The organism is Pseudomonas sp. ADAK7, from assembly GCF_012935675.1.
In the GTDB taxonomy this organism is placed as follows: Bacteria; Pseudomonadota; Gammaproteobacteria; order Pseudomonadales; family Pseudomonadaceae; genus Aquipseudomonas.
In genome coordinates this window covers 4,317,383-4,343,479 of record NZ_CP052861.1, presented here as the reverse complement: position 1 = coordinate 4,343,479, position 26,097 = coordinate 4,317,383, and the positions used below count along the sequence as shown (strand labels likewise).

The following is a 26,097-nucleotide window of genomic DNA, read 5'->3' as shown; positions in this document are numbered from 1 at the left end:
GTGGGGTGGTTCAGATGAAGTTGATTTCTTTGAGGTAATCGCAGCCGCGACGCAGCAGCGCCGGGGACTTTTGCGGGTAGTGCGCGCCCATCTGCCGGACGCCGGCCTGGGCGTTGTCGTGGCCGATCATCGAGATGTCGCCGATGTCTTCCTCAAAGCCGTTGAGGTAGAAGCCCAGCACGCCGAACAGCGCGTTGTCGCTGTCGACCCGGCCCAGTTGCTGCTGCCAGTCGGCGACGCTGACCATCGAGAATTCCCGACCCGCTTCGCGAAACGAATTGACGTAGGCATCCCAGCTCAGCGGCTCGGGGTTGTGCAGGTTGAACACCGCGTGTTCCGGCTGATAACGGCTGGCATGGAAAGCGATGAAGCGAGCGAGGAAGTCCACCGGCATCAGGTCGAAGTTCAGGGTGAACTCCGGCACCTGACCGAGCTGGATCGAACCCTTGAGCATCAGCATCAAGCGATTCTTGTGCGGCTGGCAGACGCCGGTGAGGCTGTTGAAACTGATGTTGCCGGGGCGATACAAGTTGACCCGCACACCACGCTCTCGCGCCCGTTCCAGGATCCGCTCGCCAACCCACTTGGACAGGTTGTAGCCGTTCTTGATGTAGATCGGTGGCGTTTGCGCGGCGGGCAATTCCAGCACCCGGCCATCGTCAGAAATCGTGCTGGACGCCGAAAGCGTGGAGACAAAGTTGAAGATCTTCTTGCTGCGCCCTTCGCACAAACGCAGGCATTCGAAGATCGGCTCGACGTTATCCCGCGCCAGCGACTCGTAATCGAGCACGTGATTGACGTTGGCCGCGTTATGCACCAGTGCGCCAAACTCCCGATCCAGACGCTCGTAGACGTCCTCCGCAAGCCCCAGCATCGGACGCGTGATGTCCGCCGCGTAAACCTGCACCCGATGCAAGTCCAGATGCTCCAGTCGGTTCTCGCGCAACGCCTGGGCAAAGCGCTCAGCCGCCGTTTGCCCACCGCCATCGCGCACCAGGCAAGCAACTTCGGTGGCGCCCCAGGCCAGCAACGCCTCGACGATGTGCACGCCGACAAAACTGTTGGCGCCAGTGACGATCACCTTGTGCACATCACCCATGCGGCTGACCGGCAGCGGCTGGATCTCCAGCTCACGGAAGGCATCGGCCATCGCCTGTTCGCTCAACACTTCTTCTGTGCCCGAGCCGCGCACCAGCGTCGCCAACTTCGCGATGGTCGGCAGTTCGATGAAGCGGTTGATCGAAATGCTGCGTCCGAACTCCTCACGCAGGCGCAACAACATCCGCGACAGCAGGATCGAGTGACCGCCCAGATTGAAAAAGCTTTCATCGGTGGAAATGTCGCTGGCCGGCAGCTCCAGCAACTCGGCCCAGATCTCCAGCAGCAACGCTTCATCGGCGCTGACCGGCAACCGACGGGCACTGTTCTCCAACACCGTCACCGGCAGCGCCAGCAGCGCCTTGCGATCAACTTTGCCGTTACTGGCGAACGGCATGCTCGCCAACTCCGTCCAGGCACCGGGTTGCATGTAGTCCGGCAGGAACTGCACGGCGTGGGCCTTCAACGCTTCGCGCGCGGCACCCGGTTGCTCTTCCTGCGGCTGGGCGAGGAACGCCAGGATCCGTCGCTGGCTGTCGATCACCACCGCCACCTGTCGGTACAACTGACTGTCGCGCAGGCAACGCTCGATCTCTTCCGGCTCGACCCGGAAGCCGCGGATTTTCACCTGATTGTCCCGGCGTCCGCACAGCTCGACACCGTCGCCGGTCCACTTCGCCATGTCGCCGGTGCGGTAGGCCCGCAGGCTTTTAGCGTTCGGCAGTTTCAGGTCCAGATAACGTTCGGCGGTTTGCTGTGGATTGTTCAGGTAACCCAGGCACACGCCCGGGCCGACGATGTACAACTCACCGACGGTCTGTTCCGCCACCGGTTGAAAGTCCTCATCGAGAATCAGCACTTGGCTGTTGGCAATCGGACCGCCGAGGGTGCGGTTGTTGTCGCCGGGCCGCAGTTGCCGCGCGGTGATCAGCACCGTGGCTTCGGTGGGGCCATAGAGGTTGTAGAGGTTGCCCTGGCGGGTCAGTCGCTCGATGACGTAGGGTTCGCAGACGTCGCCGCCGGTCATTACATGATCGAGCACCTGCAACTGATCCAGCGGCAGAATGCTCAACAGCGCCGGCGGCAGGAAGGCGTGGCTCAGTTGCTGATGACGGATCAGTTCGACCAGTTGCAAGGGATCACGCCGCTGATCATCGCTGGGCACGATCAACTCCGCGCCCTGCAGCAGTGTCGGGAAAATATCGATCAGCGAAGAGTCGAAACTCAGCGATGAAAACTGCAACACCCGACTCTGTTCAGTCAGTTGCACGTAGTCCGCATACCACGCGGTGAAGTGCGCGAGATTGGCCTGGCTGAGCAACACGCCTTTCGGGTGCCCGGTGGTGCCCGAGGTGTAGAGCGCCATGCAGGGCGCGTCGAGGGTGGGTCGTCGGTGCATTAACGGTTGTTCGAGATCCGCGTCGTCGATGTCGATACGGCTGATGTCCAGGCCCGGCACCTGACCCGCCAGGGGATGCTCGCCATCATGCAGCAACAACACCGCGCCGGCGTTCTCCAGGATGTATTGCTGGCGTTGCAGCGGATGGCTCGGCTCCAGCGGCAGGTACACCGCACCGCTGCCGAGAATTGCCAGAATCCCCGCATACAACGCGCTGCTTTTCGGCAGGCAGATACCCACCACCAACGAGCCTCGATGCTGATCCAGCAACGGCTGCAAACGCTGCTGGATCGCACGGCTGTAAGCATGCAACTGGCGATAGCTGAGCGAGGTGCCGGCGATGTTCAGCGCGGGTCGTGCGGCGCATTGGATAAAGCGCTGTTCCAGCCGCTCGATCATCGGGATCTGACCCAGTTGCAGTAGCCCATCGTGCGCGGTCATGTTGAGCTGATGGACGAACGCCAGGCGCTCAAGAAACAGCAGATTTTCCACCCGTTCGAAGTGCACGGGCGCCGTCGGCTCAGCGGATAAAAAATACTCGGCATCCCGGGAAAAACGGCTGACCAGCAGCGCCACGTGATCCACCAGTTCCGCCACCGCACGCAGACGCAACGCCTGGCCATTGCCGGACGGTTCCTCGGCAATCGGTACGCGGGTGAACAGCGTTGAACCATAGGTGCACAGCACGTCCAGGGTGGGCAGGCCCGAAGCCCCGCCGACACCCAGCTGCAACGTCAATCGCGGCACCTCACCGAAGTCGGGAAAGACCAGGCTGGCATCGTCGATCACCAAATCGACGCTGCCCAACCCTGGCTCGCTGACATCTGTCAGCCGTACCAGTGAATGTCCATGTTGTTCGAGCTCCAGCGCCAGGTCGGTCAAAGCCTGGCTCTGCCCTGTAAGCGCAATGTCGAGACGTCTCATGATGTTCTCCTCGTTAAACCAGGTAGTCGCCCAGGGCTTGCTGAACGCACGGCGAATCGAGCAACGAACTGCTGCGGAAAAACCGCACGATGTTGGCGACCAGCGGGTGATGGCGATTGATCGGGAAGGCCAACCCCGAGACTTCGCTCTTGAGTGCCCGGCGCGCGGCGTCACTGATCTGCAAGGACTCGATCAGGCGAAAGTCGAAGGACTTCTGGATGTCGTTGGTCAGGTAATGGCTGATGAACACCGGCAGGATCTGCGCGATACACTGACGGTCGGCTTCGCTCGCGGTGTGCCAGTAGATGCGCACCAGACGCGCCCAGAAGCTCGAGTGACGACCCTCGTCCAGCAAGTGATCGGCCATCAGCCCCTTGATCGACTGCTTGACCGTATCGTCCTTGGCGAACGCCGCCACATCGCCGGTGACGGTGTTCTCGGCGATGGCCACGCAGATCAACTCCACGGCGCTGCGCAGGTGTTCCGGTGCCAGGGCCACGGCGGCCGGAATCGCCCGGCTCAGCTCGATTTCATCCGGCAGTTCGATCGGCGTGATGCCGGTCATCGCCACGGTCTGCTGCATGAAATCCATTGCCACCAGCGCGTGGTAATCCTCGTCTACCACCACGGTCATGGCGTCGTAGCGGCAGGCGAACGGGAAAGCCACGGCGAAGCGGTTCTTGGCGATGCTGCGAGCGGTCTTGTCGACGATCTCTGTTTCGAAAATCACCACGTCGTTGATGAATTTGTAGAGCGTCTGCACCAAGGCGAAGTCCCGTTGCTCCGGGCACTCGCGCAGGAAGGTGTCGCTCAGCACCAAAGGTTGGCGGCTCAACGGGTAGATCAGCTTGTCGTCGTTCTCCAGCACGCGCCGGGGCCGGGTGCGGATGGTGGCGCGGCTTTCCCAGGCGTCGGCGAAAGATTGGTAGTCGGCAGCGTTCATGCGCTCACCTCGCCCAAGGATTCGCTCATGCTGACGCGCAAGCCATCCCACAGGGCGATGCGGCTTTCCACGGCGGCGATGGCGCTGGCGTAAACGTCTTCCTGGCGTTGCGGGTCGCCATCGACCAGCCGGGCGAGCAGTTTTTCGGCAGCCGGGCCGTGGTCTTCCGAGTCGACTTCGATGTGGCGTTCCAGGTAGTAGCGGAAGGTCGGTGCCTGTTCGATGCCAATGCCCCAGTCATCGAGAATCCGCTGGAACATCTGCGGAATCACACTCTCGCGACCATGCAAAAACGCGGCGGCGACACTATGGCCGGGGGCATGCAGGGCGGTGTGCAAGGTGTCGCGCACGAATTGCGCGGCGGCCGGATCGACATTCACGCTTTGCAGCGCCACGTCATAACTCACGCCTTCCTTTTGCAGCGCCACGAAGCGCTCGACGGCCGCGGTACTTGCACCGACTTCACGCATCGCATCCAGGTACAACTCGAAATGGCTGTAGTGACCATTGGCGGGACGATCATCGGACTCTTCGCCAAGCACAATCTCGTTGATCAGCCGTGCTGCCTGCGGGTCTCGCGGCGGCAGCCAGGGCAGTTGCACGCAGGTCAGTTCCTGTTGCAGGCGCTTGGTCAGCGACATGAAATCCCAGACCGCAAAGACATGGGTTTCCATAAAGCGCTGCAGAATAGACAGCGAATGTATTTCGCCAAAGATTGGGTGGGCGCTAAGTTCTGCTTTCTTTTGATTGAGACGGTCTTTAGTCGATTTCATGGACGAGCCTATAAGTTAACGGGAATACCAAAAGGGGACGTAATCAATAAGCGACAGTGGGTTAATGTTTTCTGTTGGCGAGCGCAGTCCTCAATCGAATTGATGTGTTTGAGCAATGAGGCATTCTTTGCAGGCCTTGCTGGATCAGGGATGTGCCTGGATCCAATGGCGGCGGAGAAAAACTAATACATCAATAAAGTTCTCGGCAAGTTATTTTTATATTATTTGAAAGTTCAACTTTCGCGGGCGCGACAAGTTCCAATAAAACTTCTGGCTTGAGTTTTATTTGGATGAAGTTGCTCCTTCCGGCTTATATAAGTCAGAATCGAAAAAGAGAGTGAATGCCTCACTCAGAGCAACTTTCAAACTGCAGTCGTTGGTGTGATCTGAGGGGATGGAAGTTGGCCGGGAATATGCCGTTGACTTCCTTTCCCGTGGCAAGACTCCTTCCGTAGGTTCTTGGTGCGTTGACTACGCCGTGGCTGCGGCGCGTCATCCGTCATTGTTGGGTTGGCAGGCCCAAGAGTGAGCGTAAATGACGGCAGCCGCTATCGTTGGTGCGTCATTCGCTGACGGCATTTATCGAGCAGGAAGGGGGAGTTGAAAGCAGGGCTCAGGACTGGCAGGAACGGCATCGCCCGGTCGGCCCGGTAGGTACGAATGAGGGATTTGTAAGAAAGTTATTCGCCGAGTAACCCAGGACGGGGATCAGCCAGACAAGGCGAGCGAAATGGCTCGCCTATGCGCGGGGTTGCGTGCTACTTCGAGGTTTTCTTCTGGGTAGCAGGATTGTCGAGGTAGCGCGTGATGACCTCGACACCGCGGTTGAGGTGATGCTCCAGCAGGGTTACCGCGCGTTCGATATCGCGGTCTTCAACGGCTCGCAGCAGGTCCCGGTGATCGCCCTGGGACAGTTTGCCCAGGCCCATCGCCTCCAGGTTGAAGCGCAGGAAGCGCTCTTCTTCGTTCAACCCGTCTTCCACCAGGCGCAATAGCCGGCGATTGGGTGCCTTGTTGTACAAGGTCATGTGAAACAGGCGATTGAGCCGACCGATTTCGGTGTAGTTGTGCTCGGTTTCCAATTCTTCGATGTAGCGCGCAGCGCGCTCGAAATCGTTAGTGCCAAGCAAGGGAATCGAGCGGCGCAGTGCTTCGGATTCGAGCAGGATTCGCAGCTCATAGGTTTCAGCGGCATCGCCCTGAACCAGCGCAGCGACCACGGCACCTTTGTGGGCGACCACATTGAGCAACGATTGCGCTTCGAGCTGGCGCAACGCTTCGCGCACCGGCATGCGGCTGACGCCGAACAGGTCGGCCAGGTCTTGCTGGCGCAGGGCGGTGCCGCAAGGGATGCGCCCGTCGAGAATGGCCGAACGCAGGGTCTCTTCGATGACCGAGCGCGCCAGGTGAGCGGGAATCGGCCCGTTGACCTTGATGCTGTTTAGAGGATTGGGCTTCTGTGTCACTACTGCGCACCCTGAATGACTGAAGTTGTTTTTGGATCCAAATGGACACTAGTGACTGTTATACACGTTGTCAAACCTTGTAAAAGATCGCTGCAACAATACCTCGACCGCATCACTTTGTAGGATCTGTCGTACGCTGCAATCTTTTTATGATCACTCACATATCAAGTCTAGCGTGGCGGCAGTGATTGCACCGTGCCATTGTCTTTTATCGGGCTAACCTTCACCATCAACCGATTCCCACCTGCCTACCCTGGATGCCTTGCATTGGCGGTACGTTTCGCGATCCCTCGGATGATGCGCTGGCTGTGCTGCGCGCTGCTGCTGGCCGGCGTCATGCTGGGCGGGTTGCATGCCGACTGGGATTTTTCCCTGATCAGTCGTCGTGCCCAGGCCATTTACGGGCCATTGGGCGAGGGGCAGCAACGCATTGATGCCTGGCAGCGTCTGCTGGCCACCCAGAAGCAGGTCGGCGAGATGGAAAAGCTCAACGTGGTAAACCAGTTCTTCAACAAACAGGTGCGCTACGAAGAAGACATCGACCTGTGGCACGAAGTCGATTATTGGGAAACCCCGATCGAAGCCTTGTGGAAAGGCGCCGGCGACTGCGAAGACTACGCCATCGCCAAATATTTCAGCCTGCGTCATCTCGGGGTGTCCAGTGACAAGCTGCGCATCACCTACGTCAAGGCGTTGCGTCTGAACCGGGCGCACATGGTGCTGACCTACTATTCGACCCCCGAGGCGATGCCGCTGGTGCTCGACAGTCTGATCAACGAGATCAAGCCCGCCAGCCAACGAACCGATTTGCTGCCGGTCTACTCTTTCAATGCCGAAGGCTTGTACCTGCCCGGTGCCAAGGGCAACAAGAAAGTCGGTGACACCAAGCGCCTGTCCCGTTGGCAGGATGTGTTGAAAAAAATGCAGGCCGAAGGATTTCCGGTCGAGACGACTAACTAGGAGCACGCGCTCAGATGTCTTTGTTCAAACAGCTGTTGATCGCTATCTGCCTGTTCCTTGTGGTCGCCTTCACCGGCAGCTTCATGGTCAGCCTGGAGAGCTCGCGCACCCAGTACGTCAACCAGTTGCGCTCCCACGCCCAGGACGCCGCCACGGCGCTCGCCTTGTCCCTGACGCCGAATATCGATGACCCGGCGATGGTCGAGTTGCTGGTCAGCTCGATTTTCGACAGCGGTTATTACGCGAGCATCCGCGTGGTCGACCTCAAGACCGACCAGACCATCGTCGAGCGCAGCGGCATTCCGGCGGTGAACAACGTGCCGGACTGGTTCGTCAAAATGATCGGCCTGGAGCCGGCCGGTGGTGATGCGCTGGTCAGCCGTGGCTGGGAACAGGCGGCGCGGGTCGAGGTGGTCAGCCACCCGATGTTCGCCCTGGCCAAGCTGTGGCAGAGCGCGCTCGGCAGCCTCGGCTGGTTGCTGATCTGCGGCGCCGTGAGTGCGGTGCTGGGCGCGCTGCTGTTACGTCGGCAACTCAAACCGCTGGACTACATGGTCAAGCAATCCCACGCCATCGCCCGTCGGGAATTCCTCAGCCTGCCCGAACTGCCGCGCACCCCGGAACTGCGTCGGGTGGTGCAAGCGATGAACCAGATGGTCGAGAAGCTCAAGGCGCTGTTCCAGGAGCAGGCCGAGCGCAGTGAAAAACTGCGGGTCGAGTCTTATCAGGACAACCTTACCGGGCTGGCTAACCGGCGCTATTTTGAAATGCAATTGAACGCCCGGGTGAGCAACCCGGAGCAGGCCAGTTCCGGTTATCTGTTGCTACTGCGGGTCAAGGATCTGGCCGGTTTGAACCAGCGCCTGGGCGGTCAGCGCACCGATGATTTATTGAAAGCGGTCGGCGAACAGCTGTCCCGTGAATGCGCCAAATACCCGGAAACCCAGAACCTCGTCACGCGGATTCGCGGTGGCGAATTCGCCGTGCTGGCGCCGGGTCTGGTGCGCGAAGAAGCGCTGCAACTGGCGCAGAATCTCGATAGCGCATTGGCCAGTTTGCATGCGACCGGCGCCACCGACGTAGCTTCGGTGGCGTCCATCGGGCTGGCGCCGTTTGTTCATGGCGACTCGCCGCAAGCGGTCATCGGCCTGGCGGATCAGGCGTTGGCGCAAGCTGAAGGTCAGGGCGAATCGAGCTGGGCGTGCCTGGATCACAGCGCCTCGGCGAGTGTCGGCGATGATCATCATGCGTGGCATAACTTGCTGGATGGGGCGTTGAATCAGCAGCGGTTCGAGTTGTATTTCCAACCGGTGGTGGCGGCGCAAGACCCCACGCTGGTGCTGCATTACAAAGTGCTGTCGCGCTTGCTCGACGATCAGGGCCAGACCATTCCCGCCGGGCGATTTCTGCCATGGCTGGAGCGCTTTGGCTGGACCGCGCGGCTGGATCGCCTGATGTTGGAATTGGTGCTCGAGCAAATGGCCGGGCATGAAGAATCCCTGGCGCTGAACCTGTCCTCGGCAACGCTGGCGGATCCGCAGGCGTTGAACAGGGTCTTCGAGATTTTGCGTCAGCACTCGAACCTGGGTGAGCGCCTGACCCTGGAAATCGGCGAAGAGCAATTGCCCGAGCAAGCGGTGCTGGAGCAATTGACCCGGCGCCTGCGTGAGCTGGGCTTCTCCCTGAGCCTGCAACGGTTTGGCGGGCGGTTCAGCATGATCGGCAACCTGGCGCGGCTCGGCTTGGCGTACCTGAAGATCGATGGCAGTTACATTCGGGCGATTGATCAGGAAAGCGATAAGCGTCTGTTCATCGAGGCGATCCAGCGGGCGGCGCACAGCATTGACCTGCCGCTGATTGCCGAGCGGGTCGAGACTGAAGGGGAGTTGTCGGTGATTCGCGAGATGGGCTTGTATGGGGTTCAGGGGCAGTTGTTTGGGGAGCCCAAGCCCTGGAAGTAATCCAAAGATCGTTCCCACGCTCTGCGTGGGAATGCCTCCAGGGACGCTCCGCGTTCCAGCCTCAGTGCCGGCGTTGCGCCTGACACCGTTGTGACGCAGAGCGTCACGGGCTGCATTCCCACGCAGAGCGTGGGAACGATCTAACGATGTAAAAAGACCGGGGTTAGATCAACCCCGTCTCATCATCATCGATCAAATGGCTCAACCCACCCAACGCTTCCCGGGCCTGGGTCCGGTCCATCAGTTTGGCCTGGGCAGCGGCCGGCAGGTCGGTGACGCGAATCACGCCTTTGCTGGTCAGCACCTGGATCAAGTCATCGAGTACCCGGATCATTTCCAGGTCGCTCTGCTTGAGCTGCTTGAGGCTGGTTTCCATTACTTCGTTGGCGTACCAGGCCTGGATTTCGTGGTTGTCGGCCGGCAGTGTTTCCGTGGCCTCGGCATAGGCCGCGGCTTCCACGCGCACCAATTGGCCTTGCGCATCGCGTTGCACGTAAAACATTGAGCATCCCTCAGAAATGGACCAGCGTCATGCTGTCAGCAGCATAGGCCAACTGTTGGCGAGTATGCGGTGCGGCGACGAAATCGTCACCGGTGAGATAGGCGCAAACGTAACGGCCGCCCCATAAGGGCGGCCGTTTTGCGTTGGATCAGCTGTTGTTGTGGTCGACTTTGATGGTCGGATCGCTACCGGCAATCAGGTTGTGCAGGTTGGCGGTAGACCAGTTGTTGCCTTCCAGTTTGATCGTCACGTCCGGAGTCGCCGCTGCAGCATCCGCCGAGTTGAACTTGCCGGCCGAGCTGACCTGCAACGACGAGACGCCATCGACGGTGGTGATCTTCAGGAAGTTGTCGATGGTGCTGCCGGTTTCGCCCTGCAACAAATCGCGCAGGTCGATGCGGTCACCTTCGCTGGCCTTGAAGTCCTTGATCACGTCGCTGCCGGTGTCGCCCGCCTTCCAGACGAAGGTGTCGGCACCCGAGCCGCCAATCAGGATGTCGTTGCCCGAACCGCCGATCAGCGTGTCGTTACCGGTACCACCGAGCAGAATGTCATTGCCCTTGCCGCCGTCGAGCAGGTCGTTGCCGCCCGAGCCGAACAGGATGTCATTGCCTGCGCCGCCCAGCAGCGTGTCGTTGCCATCGTGGGCGCCGGACACGTCGAACGCGGTGTAGTGCTCGGTAACGAACTGATGCACGTTGCTGGTGGTGACTTTGCTGACGTCCACGCCGGTCTGCTGGGCGACGAACGCCTGCATGGCCTGGTAACCCTCGCCGGCGATGCCGTTGAAGCTCACCAGGTCGCCGAACAGGATGTCGTTGCCGTCGCCGCCGTTGACCGTGTCGGAACCTGGCAGCGTCGCTTCGGTGTGACCGATGATCGAATTGGCCAGGTCTTTCGGGTCGATGTTGGTTTGTGGCGTTTTGTCCGTGTCGTAAGGTCTCAGATCGGTGAGGCTGACACCGCTGTTGAGGCCGATGGCTTCTACGTTCGACAAGTTGCCCAGCAACGCGAAGCTGCTGTTGGCGTTATCGGTGGTGGTCTGGGTGGTGCTGCTGCCGCTGCCCGCCAGGGCCGACAACTCGTAGGTGCCATCGCCCTGGGCGTGAACGGTGCCGAGGTTGCTGGAGCTCCAGCCCCACCACGAATTGTAGGTTTGCAGCGTCGCGACGCCCGCACTGTTGATGTTCAGGATGTGCGTGCTGTCGATGGTCGTGGAGAACGTATCGCCCGGCTTGTAGTTGCTGGTTTTCACCACGTCGTCGAGTTTCACGTTGCCGAACAGCGTCGGGTTGGTCTGCTCGCCGTTCTGGTAGTAGGTCGGCTTGCCGTCGGTGATGAAGTACGTAAGGTTCTTCGCCCCGGTGTTGGCCACCGCGTCAGCGCTCTGGAACCAGTTGGCCGTGGTCTTGAACACGTCCTCGTAGTTGGTGCCGCCGCCGGACGACATCGAGTCCAGCACGGTCTTGAGCGTTGCCAACGCATTCGGGTCGTTCAGGTTGACCGACACCGACTTGTTGACCTGGGTATCGAAGTCCACCAGGAAGATGTTCACCGTGCCCGAGTTGCCGCCCATGCTTTGCTTGAGGGTGTTGAACACCGAGGTCAGCGAGTCTTTGGCCGCATTGATCGACGACGCGCTCATGCTGCCCGAGCTGTCGACCATGAAGGCGATGTTGTAGTTGGTGCCCGGCACCACGGTCAGGCCGCCGATGTCGGCAACGATGATGTCGTTGCCGTCGGTACCGGTGACGGTGTCGCTGGCCGACGTGGCGGTGATTGCGTTGTAAGTCGCCGGGTAAACGGTGACCGGGATCTGCGCCGTGCTAATGGCCGAACCGCCCAGTGCCTCGGTGGAGGTGGAGGTCACGGTCAGGTTGAACTGGCCGTTGTAGTACGGCGGCGGGGTCACGGTCAGGGTGCCGAGGTTCCAGCCGGTGACATTGGCTTCGCCGGAGGTCGCGGTGGCGGTGAAGGTGTGACCGGCGCCGTCGGTGAGCACCGAGCCTGCCGGGATGCCGCCGATTTTCACGCTCAGGCTTTCGGAGCCGTCGGTGTCGGTCAGGGCCGTCTTGATCGCGGACAGGTGAACGCTGGTGCCTTCGAAACCGGTGTTGAGTTTGTAGCCATCGTAGTAACCCTCACCGCCGGTGCCGTGCAGGTCGGAGACCGTTACGCCGGAAGCGGCCAGATCGGCCACGCCGGTATAGAGCGGCACGCCGGCGCTGCTCAGGTCGACCGCAGCCGCGCCATTGACCGAGAGGTTGACGTCATAGCTGCCCGGGCCACTTTGGTTATGGTGGTAGATGTCCAGGGTGTAGTAGCCGCTGGCGGTCGGGGTGAACGACCCACTCAAGTTGCCGCCCGCACCCCACAAAGCGGACGCGACGTTCTTGCCACCGATGGTCACGAGCAGGCTGTCATCGCCCGAACCGCTGAAGGTGTAGGTCTTGCCGGCTTCGAGGTAGATCAGGCCGGACGTTTTGGAGGCGGTGCCCGCCGCGACACTGCCGTCGGACTGCACGTTGGTCACGGTGCTGCTGGAGTTAGGTGTACCCGCCGCGTCGATGACCGACTTGAGCGTGCCACTCGGCGCGCCGCTGCCGTCGGTGCCGAGGCCCGACAGACCGGTCCAGACTTCCTTGATCAACCCGGTGGATTTGACGCTGTTATCCGCAACAGTCAGGGACGGCGCATCGGCGACTGGCGTGATGTCGATTTTGATCGTGCCGGTGTTGCCCAGCAGTTGACCGTCGGTTGGCTGGAACTTGATCTGCGCGTAATCCGCCTGATTGTTGCCCAGGCCGGTGCCGCCGTAGCCGTTGGTCCCGGATTCGTTGGCGTCCGGGGTGAAGCGCAGCTTACCGGCGTCGATGTCAGCCTTGGTGAAGGTCTGGTTGGTGCTGACGTCGGTCCAGGTCGAGCCGTTCAGGTACTGCAACTTGCCTTCGCCCGGCAGCCCGGTGATTTTCACACCCAGGCTCGCGGCCGGGCTGTCGACATCGCTGACGCCGAAGGTCGACCAGCCGAGGATCAGCGGGGTGTCTTCGGTGCCGGTAACGTTGACTGGCGCAGCGGTCGGCGCGTCGTTGACCGCTACCACGTTGACCGTGGTGGTTGCGACGTTCGAGTAGTTGCCGCCATCGGTCACGGTCACGGTGATGGTCCGCGGCACGGTGCTCGGGTTTTCACTGTTGTTGGTGAAGCTGATGTTCTTGATCGCCTGCATGTAGTCGGCCAGCGTCGCGTTGCCCGACAGGGTCAGCGTCACGGTGCCGTTGGTGCTGTTGGCATTGATGGTGATGCCGTTGACGCTGTTGCCCAGATTCAGCGCATCGCCGTCCTGACGGTTGGTCAGCACGATGGTGGCGCCGGTCAGCATGGTGCTGTCGGGGTCGGTGATTTTCAGGTCGGTGTCAGCAATCGACACGCCCGCGCCCGTGGTGCCTTCGGTGAAGGTGACGTTGTAGTTAGCACCGGTGGCGCCGCTGGAATTGTTGGCGTCCAGGTCGATGACCGGTGGCGCATCGTTATCGATGATCGAGGTGCTGACGCTGCCATTGGTGGTGCTGACTGCCAGGTTCTCGAAGTTGCCGCCCGTGGCCGAGTCGATCTTGACCACGAAGTTTTCGGTGCCTTCGGTGATCTTGTCGTCAATGGTCGCCACGTTGAAGCTGGCGCTGCTGGCGCCGGCCGGAATCTTCACGGTGTACACACCGGTGAAGTCCGAACCGTCGGCGGCGGTGCCGCTGTAGACGATTTTCAGCGTCACGTCGGTTTGCGCCGGGTGGGTCAGGCTGACGGTGTAGCTGGCGGTCTGGCCTTCGGTCACCGAGGTGCTGCCGGTGATGCTGACTTGGGTGGTGTCGAGGGTGTCGGTGACGTTGGTCACGGCTGGCGCGGTGCTCGGCACCAGGTTTTCGAAACTGCCACCAGTGGCGTTGGTGATCGTCGCTTGAACGGTGCCGGCGTCCTTGTACACGTCATCAGCTGGAGCCGGAACGGTCACGGTGCCCGTGGTTTTACCAGCGTCGATGGTGATTACGGAGCCATTGCTCAGGGTCACGGTGACCGGCGAGCCAGCAGCGTTGGTCAGGGTGGCGGTGTAGGTGATCTGGCCACCTTCGGCGACCGACCCGGTGGCGGTCAACGACAGGTTGGTGGTGTCGACAGTGTCGGTGACGGTGGTGCTGACCGGGGTTTTGTCGGCGACGAGGTTTTCGTAGTTGCCGCCGGTCACGTTAGTGATCGAGTTGGTCAGCGGTGCGTGGCCGGTGAGCACGTCGTTTGGCGCGATAGCGGTCACGGTACCGGTGGTTTTACCGATGTCGATGGTGATCGTCTGACCATTGGCCAACGACACGGTAACCGGACTGCCAGTGACTGGCTGGCCGACAGTCGCGGTGTAGGTGACGGTGCCACCCTCAGCGGCGGTGCCGGTCGCGGTCAGTTTGACGGTCGAGGTGTCGATGGTGTCGGTGACGCTGGTCACGGCTGGGACAGTGCTCGGCACCAGGCTTTCGAAGTTACCGCCGGTTGCGGTGGTGATCGTGGCCTGAACGGTGCCGGCGTCTTTGTACACATCATCAGCCGGAGCTGGAACAGTCACGGTGCCCGCGGTTTTACCAGCGTCGATGGTGATTACGGAGCCATTGCTCAGGGTCACGGTCACCGGGGTGCCCGCGGCGTTGGTCAGGGTGGCGGTGTAGGTGATCTGGCCACCTTCGGCGACCGACCCGGTGGCGGTCAACGACAGGTTGGTGGTGTCGACAGTATCAGTGACCGTGGTCGAAACCGGCGTCTTGTCGGCCACGAGGTTCTCATAGTTGCCGCCAGTGACGTTGGTGATCGAGTTGGTCAGCGGCGCGTGGCCCGTCAGCACGTCGTTCGGCGCGACAGCGGTCACGGTGCCGGTGGTTTTGCCGATGTCGATGGTGATCGTCTGGCCGTTGGCCAACGACACGGTGACCGGGCTGCCGGTTACTGGCTGCCCAACCGTCGCGGTGTAGGTGACGGTGCCACCTTCGGCAGCGGTGCCGGTCGCGGTCAGTTTTACGGTCGAGGTGTCGATGGTATCCGTGACATTGGTGACTGCTGGAACAGTGCTCGGCACCAGGTTTTCGAAGCTGCCACCAGTGGCGTTGGTGATCGTCGCCTGGACGGTGCCGGCGTCCTTGTACACATCATCAGCCGGAGCTGGAACAGTCACGGTGCCCGTGGTTTTACCCGCGTCGATGGTGATGACCGAACCATTGCTCAACGTTACGGTGACCGGCGAGCCAGCGGCATTGGTCAGGGTGGCGGTGTAAACAATCGAACCACCTTCAGCAACCGAGTTGGTAGCGCTCAGGCTGAGGTTGGTCGTGTCGACGGTATCAGTGACCGTGGTCGAAACCGGCGTCTTGTCGGCCACGAGGTTTTCGTAGTTACCGCCAGTGACGTTGGTGATCGAGTTGGTCAGCGGCGCGTGGCCCGTCAGCACGTCGTTCGGCGCGACAGCGGTCACGGTGCCGGTGGTTTTGCCGATGTCGATGGTGATCGTCTGACCATTGGCCAAGGACACGGTGACCGGGCTGCCGGTTACTGGCTGCCCAACCGTCGCGGTGTAGGTGACGGTGCCACCCTCAGCGGCGGTGCCGGTCGCGGTCAGTTTGACGGTCGAGGTGTCGATGGTGTCGGTGACAGTGGTCACGGCCGGAACAGTGCTCGGCACCAGGTTTTCGAAGTTGCCACCGGTTGCGGTGGTGATCGTGGCCTGAACGGTGCCGGCGTCTTTGTAGACGTCATCCGCTGGAGCGGCGACGGTTACGTTGCCGCTGGTAGCGCCGGCAGCGATGAGGATAACGGCGCCGTTGCTGAGGGTCACGGTGACCGGAGAGCCGGCAGCGTTGGTCAGCGTCGCGGTGTAAACAATCGAACCACCTTCAGCAACCGAGTTGGTAGCGCTCAGGCTGAGGTTGGTCGTGTCGACGGTATCAGTGACCGTGGTCGAAACCGGCGTCTTGTCGGCTACGAGGTTTTCGTAATTACCGCCAGTGACGTTGGTGATCGAGTTGGTCAGCGGCGTGTGGCCGGTGAGCACGTCGTTTGGCGCTACGGCGGTCACGGTGCCGGTGGTTTTGCCGATGTCGATGGTGATCGTCTGACCATTGGCCAACGACACGGTGACCGGGCTGCCGGTTACTGGCTGCCCAACCGTCGCGGTGTAGGTGACGGTGCCACCTTCGGCAGCGGTGCCGGTCGCGGTCAGTTTGACGGTCGAGGTGTCGATGGTGTCGGTGACAGTGGTCACGGCCGGAACAGTGCTCGGCACCAGGCTTTCGAAGTTGCCACCGGTTGCGGTGGTGATCGTGGCCTGAACGGTGCCGGCGTCCTTGTACACATCATCAGCCGGAGCTGGAACAGTCACGGTGCCCGTGGTTTTACCAGCGTCGATGGTGATTACGGAGCCATTGCTCAGGGTCACGGTCACCGGGGTGCCCGCGGCGTTGGTCAGGGTTGCGGTGTAGGTGATCTGGCCACCTTCGGCGACCGACCCGGTGGCGGTCAACGACAGGTTGGTGGTGTCGACAGTGTCAGTGACCGTGGTCGAAACCGGCGTCTTGTCGGCCACGAGATTCTCGTAGTTGCCGCCAGTGACGTTGGTGATCGAGTTGGTCAGCGGCGCGTGACCGGTCAGCACGTCGTTCGGCGCGACAGCGGTCACGGTACCGGTGGTTTTGCCGATGTCGATGGTGATCGTCTGGCCGTTGGCCAACGACACGGTGACCGGGCTGCCAGTGACTGGCTGGCCGACAGTCGCGGTGTAGGTGACGGTGCCACCTTCGGCAGCGGTGCCGGTCGCGGTCAGTTTGACGGTCGAAGTGTCGATGGTATCCGTGACATTGGTCACCGCTGGAGCGGTACTCGGCACCAGATTCTCGAAGTTGCCACCCGTAGCGGTAGAGATAGTCGCTTCGACTTTGCCCGCGTCTTTGTACACGTCATCGGCCGGGGCCGCGACGGTTACGGTGCCCGTGGTTTTGCCAGCCTCGATGGTGATCACTGCGCCGTTCGACAAGGTCACGGTCACCGGCGTACCGGCCGCATTGGTCAGGGTCGCGGTGTAGGTGATCTGGCCACCTTCCGCCACGGTGTCGGTCGCGGTCAGCGACAGCGTGGTGTTATCCACGGTGTCAGTGACGGTGGTTTTGGCCGGGTCGCCGTTGACGTCCAGTTTTTCGTAATTGCCGCCGGTGGCGTCCTTGATGGTGACGCTCAAGGAGCCGCCGCCCGCCAGGGCATCGTTCGGCGCGACAAAATTGACCGTGCCGCTGCTTTTGCCGATATCGATGGTAATGGTTTGGCCATTGGACAAGGTCACAACGACCGGTGCACCGGTGACCGGTGCGCTCACGGACGCGGTGTAGACGACAGTGCCGCCTTCGGCGACGCTCGACGTGGCGGTCAGCGACACGGTGCTGGTGTCGATGGTGTCGGTGACGCTGGTCACGGCAGCCGATGGATCTTTGACCAGGTTTTCAAAGTTACCTCCGGTGGCGTCCTTGATGGTCGCTTCGACTTTGCCGGCGTCTTTGTAGACGTCATCGGCGGGAGCGGCGACGGTTGTGGTGCCGATGGTGGCGCCAGCCGCGATAAGGATTACCGCGCCGTTGCTCAATGTCACGGTGACCGGAGTACCGGCAGCATTGGTCAGGGTGGCGGTGTAAACAATCGAACCACCTTCAGCCACGGAGCCGGTTGCACTCAGGCTGACGGTCGTGGTGTCCGAAGTGTCGGTCACGGTGGTGCTGACCGGGGTTTTGTCGGCCACGAGGTTTTCGTAGTTGCCGCCGCTCACATCCGTAATCGAGTTAGTCAGCGGAGCATGGCCGGTCAACGCATCGTTCGGCGCGACAGCGGTCACGGTGCCGGTGGTTTTACCGATGTCGATGGTGATGCTCTGACCATTGGCCAGGGTCACGACAACAGGGGAACCGGTCACCGGCTGGCCGACTGTCGCCGTGTAGGTGACGGTGCCACCTTCGGCAGCGGTTTCGGTGGCGGTCAGTTTGACGGTCGAGGTGTCGATCGTATCAGTGACAGTGGTCACCGCTGGAACCGTGCTCGGCACCAGGTTCTCGAAGTTGCCACCGGTCGCGGTGGAGATTGTCGCTTCGACTTTGCCGGCGTCTTTGTAGACGTCGTCGGCCGGGGCTGCGACGGTCACGGTGCCAGTGGTTTTGCCCGCTTCGATGGTGATGACAGCGCCATTCGACAGCGTCACGGTTACCGGAGTACCTGCCGCGTTAGTCAAAGTCGCGGTGTAGGTGATCTGGCCACCTTCAGATACGGAGTCGGACGCGCTCAAGGACAGGTTGGTGGTGTCGGCAGTGTCGGTAACGGTAGTCGAAACCGGCGACTTGTCGGCCACCAGGTTTTCGTAGTTGCCGCCGCTTACATCGGTGATCGAGTTGGTCAACGGCTCGTGGCCGACCAGCGCGTCGTTCGGTGCAACCGCATTGACGGTACCGGTGGTTTTGCCGATGTCGATGGTGATTGTCTGGCCGTTGGCCAGGGTTACAACTACTGGAGAACCAGTGACTGGTTGGCCGACTGTGGCGGTGTAAACCACGGTGCCGCCTTCAGCGACGCTATCGGTGGCCGTCAGTTTGACGGTGGAGGTATCGATGGTGTCGGTGACATTGGTCACTGCTGGAACCGTGCTCGGCACCAGGTTCTCGAAATTCCCGCCGGTCGCGGTGGAGATTGTCGCTTCGACTTTACCGGCGTCTTTGTAGACGTCATCGGCCGGAGCCGGAACGGTCACGGTGCCCGTGGTTTTGCCGGCGTCGATGGTGATTACTGCACCATTCGACAGCGTGACCACAACCGGAGTACCGGCGGCATTGGTCAGGGTCGCGGTGTAGACGATCGAACCGCCTTCAGCAACCGAACCGGTGGCGCTCAACGACAGGTTGGTGGTGTCGGCGGTGTCGGTAACGGTAGTCGAAACCGGTGACTTGTCGGCCACCAGGTTTTCGTAGTTACCGCCGCTCACGTCTTTGATCGAGTTGACCAGCGGCTCGTGGCCGACCAGCGCGTCGTTCGGTGCGACAGCGTTGACGGTACCGGTGGTTTTGCCGATGTCGATGGTGATTGTCTGGCCGTTGGCCAGGGTTACAACTACTGGAGAACCAGTGACTGGTTGGCCGACTGTGGCGGTGTAAACCACGGTGCCGCCTTCAGCGACGCTATCGGTGGCCGTCAGTTTGACGGTGGAGGTATCGATGGTGTCGGTGACATTGGTCACTGCTGGAACCGTGCTCGGCACCAGGTTTTCGAAGTTGCCGCCGGTCGCGGTGGAGATCGTCGCTTCGACTTTGCCGGCGTCTTTGTAGACGTCATCGGTCGGGGCTGGAACGGTCACGGTGCCGGTGGTTTTACCGGCGTCGATGGTGATCACCGCACCATTGGACAGCGTGACTACAACCGGCGTACCGGCCGCATTGGTCAGGGTCGCGGTGTAGACGATCGAGCCACCTTCAGCCACGGAATCCGTCGCGCTCAAGGACAGGTTGGTGGTGTCTGGCGTATCCGTAACCGAGGTTTCAGCCGGTTTGCCATCGATGTCCAGCTTCTCGTAGTTGCCGCCCTTGGCGTCGTCGATCTTGACGCTCAGCGAACCGCCGCCCGCCAATGCGTCGTTCGGCGCAACGAAGTTCACGGAACCGCTGCTCGCGCCGACCGGGATGGTGATGGTCTGGCCATTCGACAAGGTCACGACAACAGGCGAACCAGTAACCGGCGCGCTGACGGACGCGGTGTAAACCACGGTGCCGCCTTCGGCAACGGTCGAGGTCGCGGTCAGGTTGACCGTCGAGGTGTCGATGGTGTCGGTGACATTGGTCACCGCCGCCGTCGGATTGGTCGCCAGGTTCTCAAAGTTGCCGCCGCTGGCGTCCTTGATGGTCGCTTCAACCTTGCCGGCATCTTTATAGACGTCATCGGCCGGAGCCGCGACGGTCACGGAACCACTGGTGGCACCCGCGGCGATGAGAATCACCGCGCCGTTGCTCAGGGTTACGGTTACCGGAGTGCCGGCTGCGTTGGTCAGGGTAGCGGTGTAGACGATCGAGCCGCCCTCGGCCACGGTGTCGGTCGCGCTCAGGCTCAGGGTGGTGGTGTCAGGTGTGTCGCTGACGGCGGTATCCGCTGGTTTGCCGTCGACGTCGAGTTTTTCGTAATTGCCGCCGGTGGCGCCGTCGATCTTCACGCTCAGGGACGTGCCGCCCGCCAGTGGGCTGTTTGGCGCGACAAAATTCACGCTGCCGCTGGTTTCGCCCACCGGGATGGTGATGGTCTGGCCATTGGACAGGGTCACCACAACCGGTGCGCCGGTTACCGGAGCGGTCACGGACGCGGTGTAGACCACGGTTTCGCCTTCGGCGACGTTCGCGGTGGCCGTCAGCGATACGGTGCTGGTGTCGATGGTGTCATTGACGGTGGTGACCGCCGGGGTGTCGCTGGTGACCAGGTTCTCGAAGTTGCCACCGGTCGCGCCTTTGATGGTCGCTTCGATGGTGCCGGCGTCCTTGTAGACGTCGTCCTTCGGCGCATCGACGGTCACGGTGCCGCTGGTTTTACCGGCGTCGATGGTGATCACGGCGCCGTTGTTCAGGGTGACGGTCACTGGCGTGCCAGCGGCGTTGGTCAGGGTCGCGGTGTAAGTGATCTGGCCGCCTTCATCCACGGCGCCGGTCGCGGTCAGCGACAGGTTGGTGATGTCGGTGGTGTCGGTGACAGTGGTCGAGACCGGTGTCTTGTCGGCTACCAGGTTCTCGTAGTTGCCGCCGCTGACGTTGGTGATCGAGTTGGTCAACGGCGCATGGCCGGTCAACGCATCATTCGGTGCAACCGCATTGACGGTACCGGTGGTTTTGCCGATGTCGATGGTGATTGTCTGGCCGTTGGCCAGGGTTACAACTACTGGAGAACCAGTGACTGGTTGGCCGACTGTGGCGGTGTAAACCACGGTGCCGCCTTCAGCGACGCTATCGGTGGCCGTCAGTTTGACGGTGGAGGTATCGATGGTGTCGGTGACATTGGTCACTGCTGGAACCGTGCTCGGCACCAGGTTTTCGAAGTTGCCGCCGGTAGCGGTGGAGATCGTCGCTTCGACTTTGCCGGCGTCTTTGTAGACGTCATCGGTCGGGGCTGGAACGGTCACGGTGCCGGTGGTTTTACCGGCGTCGATGGTGATCACCGCACCATTGGACAGCGTGACTACAACCGGCGTACCGGCCGCATTGGTCAGGGTCGCGGTGTAGACGATCGAGCCACCTTCAGCCACGGAATCCGTCGCGCTCAGGCTCAGGTTGGTGGTGTCTGGCGTATCCGTAACCGAGGTTTCAGCCGGTTTGCCATCGACGTCCAGCTTCTCGTAGTTACCGCCCTTGGCATCATCAATCTTGACGCTCAGAGAACCGCCGCCGGCCAACGCATCGTTTGGCGCAACGAAATTCACGGAACCGCTGCTCGCGCCGACCGGGATGGTGATGGTCTGGCCGTTGGACAGGGTGACGACCACGGGTTCGCCAGTGACCGGTGCAGAAACGGAAGCGGTATAAACGACGGTGCCGCCTTCCGCCACGGTGCTGGTGGCCGTCAGGTTGACGGTCGAAGTGTCGATGGTGTCCGTTACATCAGTCACCGCTGGCGCTGGACTGGTGACCAGGTTTTCGAAGTTGCCGCCTGCTGCGTCCTTGACGGTCACTTCGACTTTGCCGGCGTCTTTATAGACGTCATCGGCAGGCGCGGCGACGGTTACCGAACCGCTGGTGGCGCCGGCGGCGATGGTGATGACTGCGCCGTTGCTCAGGGTTACGGTGACCGGAGTGCCGGCAGCGTTAGTCAGGGTGGCGGTGTAAACAATCGAACCGCCTTCAGCCACAGAGTCAGTGGCGCTCAGGCTGAGGGTTGTGGTGTCCGGGGTGTCGGTGACGGTGGTGCTGACCGGTGTTTTGTCAGCAACCAGGTTTTCGTAATTACCACCGCTCACGTCGGTGATCGAGGTGGTCAACGGCGCGTGGCCATTGAGCACATCGTTCGGGGCCACGGCGTTAACGGTGCCGCTGCTCGCGCCGACGGCGATGGTGATGGTCTGACCGTTGGCCAGAGTCACGATAACCGGGGCGCCGGTTACTGGAGCGCCAACCGAAGCGGTGTAAACCACGGTGCCGCCTTCGGCAACGGTCGACGTTGCGGTCAGGGTCACAACCGACGTGTCGATGGTGTCGGTAACGTTGGTCACGGCTGGCGCCGGATCCGTAGCCAGGTTCTCGAAGTTGCCGCCGGTGGCCTCTTTAACGGTGACTTCAACCTTGCCGGCGTCTTTATAAACGTCATCGGCAGGCGCAGCGACGGTCACGTTGCCGCTGGTAGCGCCGGCGGCGATGGTGATGACTGCGCCGTTGCTCAGGGTTACGGTGACCGGAGTGCCGGCAGCGTTAGTCAGGGTGGCGGTGTAAACAATCGAACCGCCTTCAGCCACAGAGTCAGTGGCGCTCAGGCTGAGGGTTGTGGTGTCCGGGGTGTCGGTGACGGTGGTGCTGACCGGTGTTTTGTCAGCAACCAGGTTTTCGTAATTACCACCGCTTACGTCGGTGATCGAAGTGGTCAGCGGCGCGTGGCCATTGAGCACATCGTTCGGGGCCACGGCGTTAACGGTGCCGCTGCTCGCGCCGACGGCGATGGTGATGGTCTGACCGTTGGCCAGAGTCACGATAACCGGGGCACCGGTCACTGGAGCGCCAACCGAAGCGGTGTAAACCACGGTGCCGCCTTCGGCAACGGTCGACGTTGCGGTCAGGGTCACAACCGACGTGTCGATGGTGTCGGTGACATTGGTCACGGCTGGCGCCGGATCCGTAGCCAGGTTCTCGAAGTTGCCGCCGGTGGCCTCTTTAACGGTGACTTCAACCTTGCCAGCGTCTTTATAAACGTCATCGGCAGGCGCAGCGACGGTCACGTTGCCGCTGGTAGCGCCGGCAGCGATGGTGATCACCGCGCCGTTGCTCAGGGTCACGGTGACCGGTGTGCCGGCCGGGTTGGTCAGGGTCGCGGTGTAGACGATCGAGCCGCCTTCAGCCACGGTGTCTGTCGCGCTCAGGCTGAGAGTCGTGGTGTCCGGGGTGTCGGTGACGGTGGTGCTGACCGGTGTTTTGTCAGCAACCAGGTTTTCGTAATTACCACCGCTCACGTCGGTGATCGAAGTAGTCAACGGCGCGTGGCCATTGAGCACATCGTTCGGGGCCACGGCGTTAACGGTGCCGCTGCTTGCGCCGACCGCAATGGTGATGGTCTGACCGTTGGCCAGGGTTACGATAACCGGGGCGCCGGTTACTGGAGCACCGACCGAAGCGGTGTAAACCACCGTGCCGCCTTCAGCAACAGTCGAGGTTGCGGTCAGGGTTACAACCGACGTGTCGATGGTGTCGGTGACATTGGTCACGGCTGGCGCCGGGTCAGTGGCGAGGTTCTCGAAGTTGCCACCAGTGGCGTCTTTAACCGTGACTTCAACCTTGCCGGCGTCTTTATAGACGTCATCGGCAGGCGCAGCGACGGTCACGTTGCCGCTGGTAGCGCCGGCAGCGATGGTGATCACCGCGCCGTTGCTCAGGGTTACGGTGACCGGTGTGCCGGCCGGGTTGGTCAGGGTCGCGGTGTAGACGATCGAGCCGCCTTCAGCCACGGTGTCTGTCGCGCTCAGGCTGAGAGTCGTGGTGTCTTTCGAGTCGGTGATGACGGTCTGTGCCGGTTCGGTGCTCGGAGTCAATTGCTCGAAGTTGCCGCCAGTGGTGCCGGTGATCGTGGTGCTGACGGTGCTGCCATTGTTGTAGACGTCGTTCGGCGGCGTATCAACGGTGACGCTGCCCGTGGTTTTGCCTGCTTCGATGGTAATGACCGAGCCATTGCTCAAGGTCACGGTCATCGGCGTGCCGGCCGGGTTGGTCAGGGTCGCGGTGTAGGTGATCTGACCGCCTTCGACCACGGTGCCGGTGGCGGTGAGGCTCAGGCCGGTGTTGTCGATCGAATCGGTAATGGTCGTAACGGCCGGCGTCGGGTTCGCCGTCAACTGTTCGAAGTTGCCGCCGGTTACGCCGGAGATCGTGGTGCTAACGGTGCTGCCATTGTTGTAGACATCATTGGCTGGCGTCGGAACGTCCACGCTGCCGGTGGTCTTGCCGGCTTCGATGGTGATGGTCGAGCCGTTGGACAGGGTCACGGTGACCGGGGTTTGCGCCGGATTGGTCAGGGTCGCGGTGTAAGTGATCTGCCCGCCTTCAGTGACAGTGGAACCCGCTGTCAACGTAACGGTGGTGTTGTCGACAGAATCGGTGATCGTCGTCACGGCCGGCGTCGGGTTCGGGGTCAACTGTTCGAAGTTGCCGCCGGTGGCGCCGGTAATGGTGGTGGTGACGATGCTGCCGTTGTTATAGACGTCATTGGCTGGCGTCGGAACGTCCACGCTGCCAGTGGTCTTGCCGGCTTCGATGGTGATGGTCGAACCGTTGGACAAGGTGACGGTAACCGGCGTCTGCGCCGGGTTGGTCAGGGTCGCGGTGTAAGTGATCTGCCCGCCTTCAGTGACAGTAGAACCGGCTGTCAGCGTAACGGTGGTGGTGTCGATCGAATCGGTAATGGTCGTGACCGCTGGCGTCGGGTTCGGCACCAGGTTCTCGAAATTGCCGCCGGTAGCGCCGGTGATCGTGGTGCTGACAGTGCTGCCATTGTTGTAGACGTCATTGGCTGGCGTCGGAACGTTCACGGTGCCGGTAGTCTGGCCGGCGCCGATGGTGATGGTCGAGCCGTTGGACAAGGTGACGGTGACCGGCGTCTGCGCCGGATTGGTCAGGGTCGCGGTGTAGGTGATCTGCCCGCCTTCAGTCACGGTGCCGCCCGCCGTCAGCGTGACGGTGGTGGTGTCGATGGTGTCGGTGACCTGAGTCGTTGCCGGTACGGTCGGCGGCGTCACGATGATGCCGGCGCCGCCCGTGGTGCCGGTGACGGTAACGTCGATCTGGGTCGGGTCGTTATAGACGGTGTCGTTCGGCGCCAGCGGCACGTTGACGGTGCCGGTGGTTTGGCCAGCCTGAATCACGATCACCGCGCCATTGGACAGGGTGATGGTCAGGTCGCTGGTCGGTGCCTGGGTCAGGGTCGCGGTGTAAACCAGTACGCCGCCGGCTTCGGTGATGGTCGGCGTGGCGCTCAGGCTCAGGGTCGACGCCTGCACGATGTTGGCGTTGTTGGTGGTCTGGCCGCCGATGGTGTTCTGCGTGGTCGCCCCGGCAGAGCCGATGCCCGCGGTCGGGAAACCAATGGTCGGATCTACCCGGCCAGCGGTGGCGTCCAACATCACGAAGCTATGGCCACCACCGGCCGCGCCGCCAGTACCGGCAGCGGTCGGGCCGGCTGCGGTGGCTTCGAGGTCTTGAGTCGGGTCGGCGCCGGCAACGATGGCTTGCTGCAGTTCTTCAACCGATGGCGCGGCTTGTGCAGTGGCTTCTGCCAGGTCGGTGCTGGAATCCGGATCGGTGCCACTCCATTGAGTGTCACGGCCCAGGTCCAGGGTCCGGCCATCGGCCAGTTCGAGCGTGACGGCGCCAGCAGCACCAGTGTCTACCTGATCGCCGACCATGAGCCGGTCGCCTTCAACGAGTACGCGGCGGACGCCCTCTGGGGACACCGCGAAAACCTGACCAACAATGCTTTTGACGATGGCAACAACACTGCTCATTGAAGACTCTCCGGGTGTCACGTTCAGTTGACTTCCATGGACCTGATGGCGAATTCGCCAAAGCAGTCTGGACGTACAGATTAAAATTTAGTGCATAAGCTTGACGCTGCAATTCGTCAATAATTTGGCTATATTCTTTCGCTATTTAGTTTATGCCAAACTATTGACCTTATGGGTGCCATCCTAAACAATCGCCCCAGTAATGTCACATTGATATTTAAGCGGCGACCTGTCCTACAGCGTGTGATCCAGTTCCTGTTTTGAACTTTCCGACATACGGTCATTACTGT

8 protein-coding genes are annotated in these 26,097 nt (G+C 61.4%); 2 read left to right on the top strand and 6 right to left on the bottom strand.

Annotation, left to right across the window (positions count from 1 at the left end; all coding sequences use genetic code 11):
* Positions 1–10 precede the first annotated feature (10 nt).
* From HKK53_RS19880 to HKK53_RS19865, 4 genes are all read right to left on the bottom strand, one after another.
* Positions 11–3,421 carry a non-ribosomal peptide synthetase gene (locus HKK53_RS19880; protein WP_169372237.1) on the bottom strand — a complete coding sequence of 1,137 codons (3,411 nt, stop codon included), beginning with the start codon at positions 3,419–3,421 and terminating at the stop codon, positions 11–13.
* Positions 3,422–3,434: 13 nt separating this feature from the next.
* A complete protein-coding gene (locus tag HKK53_RS19875) occupies positions 3,435–4,364 on the bottom strand; it encodes a diiron oxygenase (RefSeq protein WP_169372236.1) in 930 nt (309 codons plus the stop codon).
* Complete coding sequence (locus HKK53_RS19870) at positions 4,361–5,137, bottom strand: DUF3050 domain-containing protein (RefSeq protein ID WP_169372235.1); 777 nt, start codon at positions 5,135–5,137, stop codon at positions 4,361–4,363. Before HKK53_RS19870 ends, HKK53_RS19875 begins: the two co-directional genes overlap by 4 nt.
* A gap of 758 nt (positions 5,138–5,895) precedes the next feature.
* Positions 5,896–6,603 (bottom strand): GntR family transcriptional regulator, encoded by a 708-nt coding sequence (locus HKK53_RS19865; protein ID WP_169372234.1) that lies wholly within the window; start codon positions 6,601–6,603, stop codon positions 5,896–5,898.
* Positions 6,604–6,870: 267 nt separating this feature from the next.
* Here HKK53_RS19865 and lapG point away from each other — a divergent pair, with 267 nt between their 5' ends.
* A complete protein-coding gene (gene lapG / locus HKK53_RS19860; protein ID WP_169372233.1) occupies positions 6,871–7,563 on the top strand; it encodes a cysteine protease LapG in 693 nt (230 codons plus the stop codon).
* Between the two features lie 14 nt (positions 7,564–7,577).
* The gene (lapD, locus tag HKK53_RS19855; RefSeq protein ID WP_169372232.1) at positions 7,578–9,524 is read left to right on the top strand and encodes a cyclic di-GMP receptor LapD; all 1,947 of its coding nucleotides are present in this window, start codon (positions 7,578–7,580) and stop codon (positions 9,522–9,524) included.
* A gap of 163 nt (positions 9,525–9,687) precedes the next feature.
* On the opposite strand, the gene HKK53_RS19850 is transcribed toward lapD, so the two are convergent.
* Entirely contained in the window at positions 9,688–10,026 is a 339-nt protein-coding gene (locus tag HKK53_RS19850) for a hypothetical protein (RefSeq protein WP_054050336.1), read from the bottom strand.
* Positions 10,027–10,174: 148 nt separating this feature from the next.
* Positions 10,175–25,807, bottom strand: a complete 15,633-nt coding sequence (locus HKK53_RS19845; RefSeq protein WP_169372231.1) for a LapA family giant adhesin — start codon at positions 25,805–25,807, stop codon at positions 10,175–10,177.
* Positions 25,808–26,097 lie beyond the last annotated feature (290 nt).

Bases quoted from the DNA above. Each gene is read 5' to 3' on its own strand.
- HKK53_RS19880 (WP_169372237.1), bottom strand. From the start codon at position 3,421: ATGAGACGTCTCGACATTGCGCTTACAGGGCAGAGCCAGGCTTTGACC.
- HKK53_RS19875 (WP_169372236.1), bottom strand. From the start codon at position 4,364: ATGAACGCTGCCGACTACCAATCTTTCGCCGACGCCTGGGAAAGCCGC.
- HKK53_RS19870 (WP_169372235.1), bottom strand. From the start codon at position 5,137: ATGAAATCGACTAAAGACCGTCTCAATCAAAAGAAAGCAGAACTTAGC.
- lapD (WP_169372232.1), top strand. From the start codon at position 7,578: ATGTCTTTGTTCAAACAGCTGTTGATCGCTATCTGCCTGTTCCTTGTG.
- HKK53_RS19850 (WP_054050336.1), bottom strand. From the start codon at position 10,026: ATGTTTTACGTGCAACGCGATGCGCAAGGCCAATTGGTGCGCGTGGAA.
- HKK53_RS19845 (WP_169372231.1), bottom strand. From the start codon at position 25,807: ATGAGCAGTGTTGTTGCCATCGTCAAAAGCATTGTTGGTCAGGTTTTC.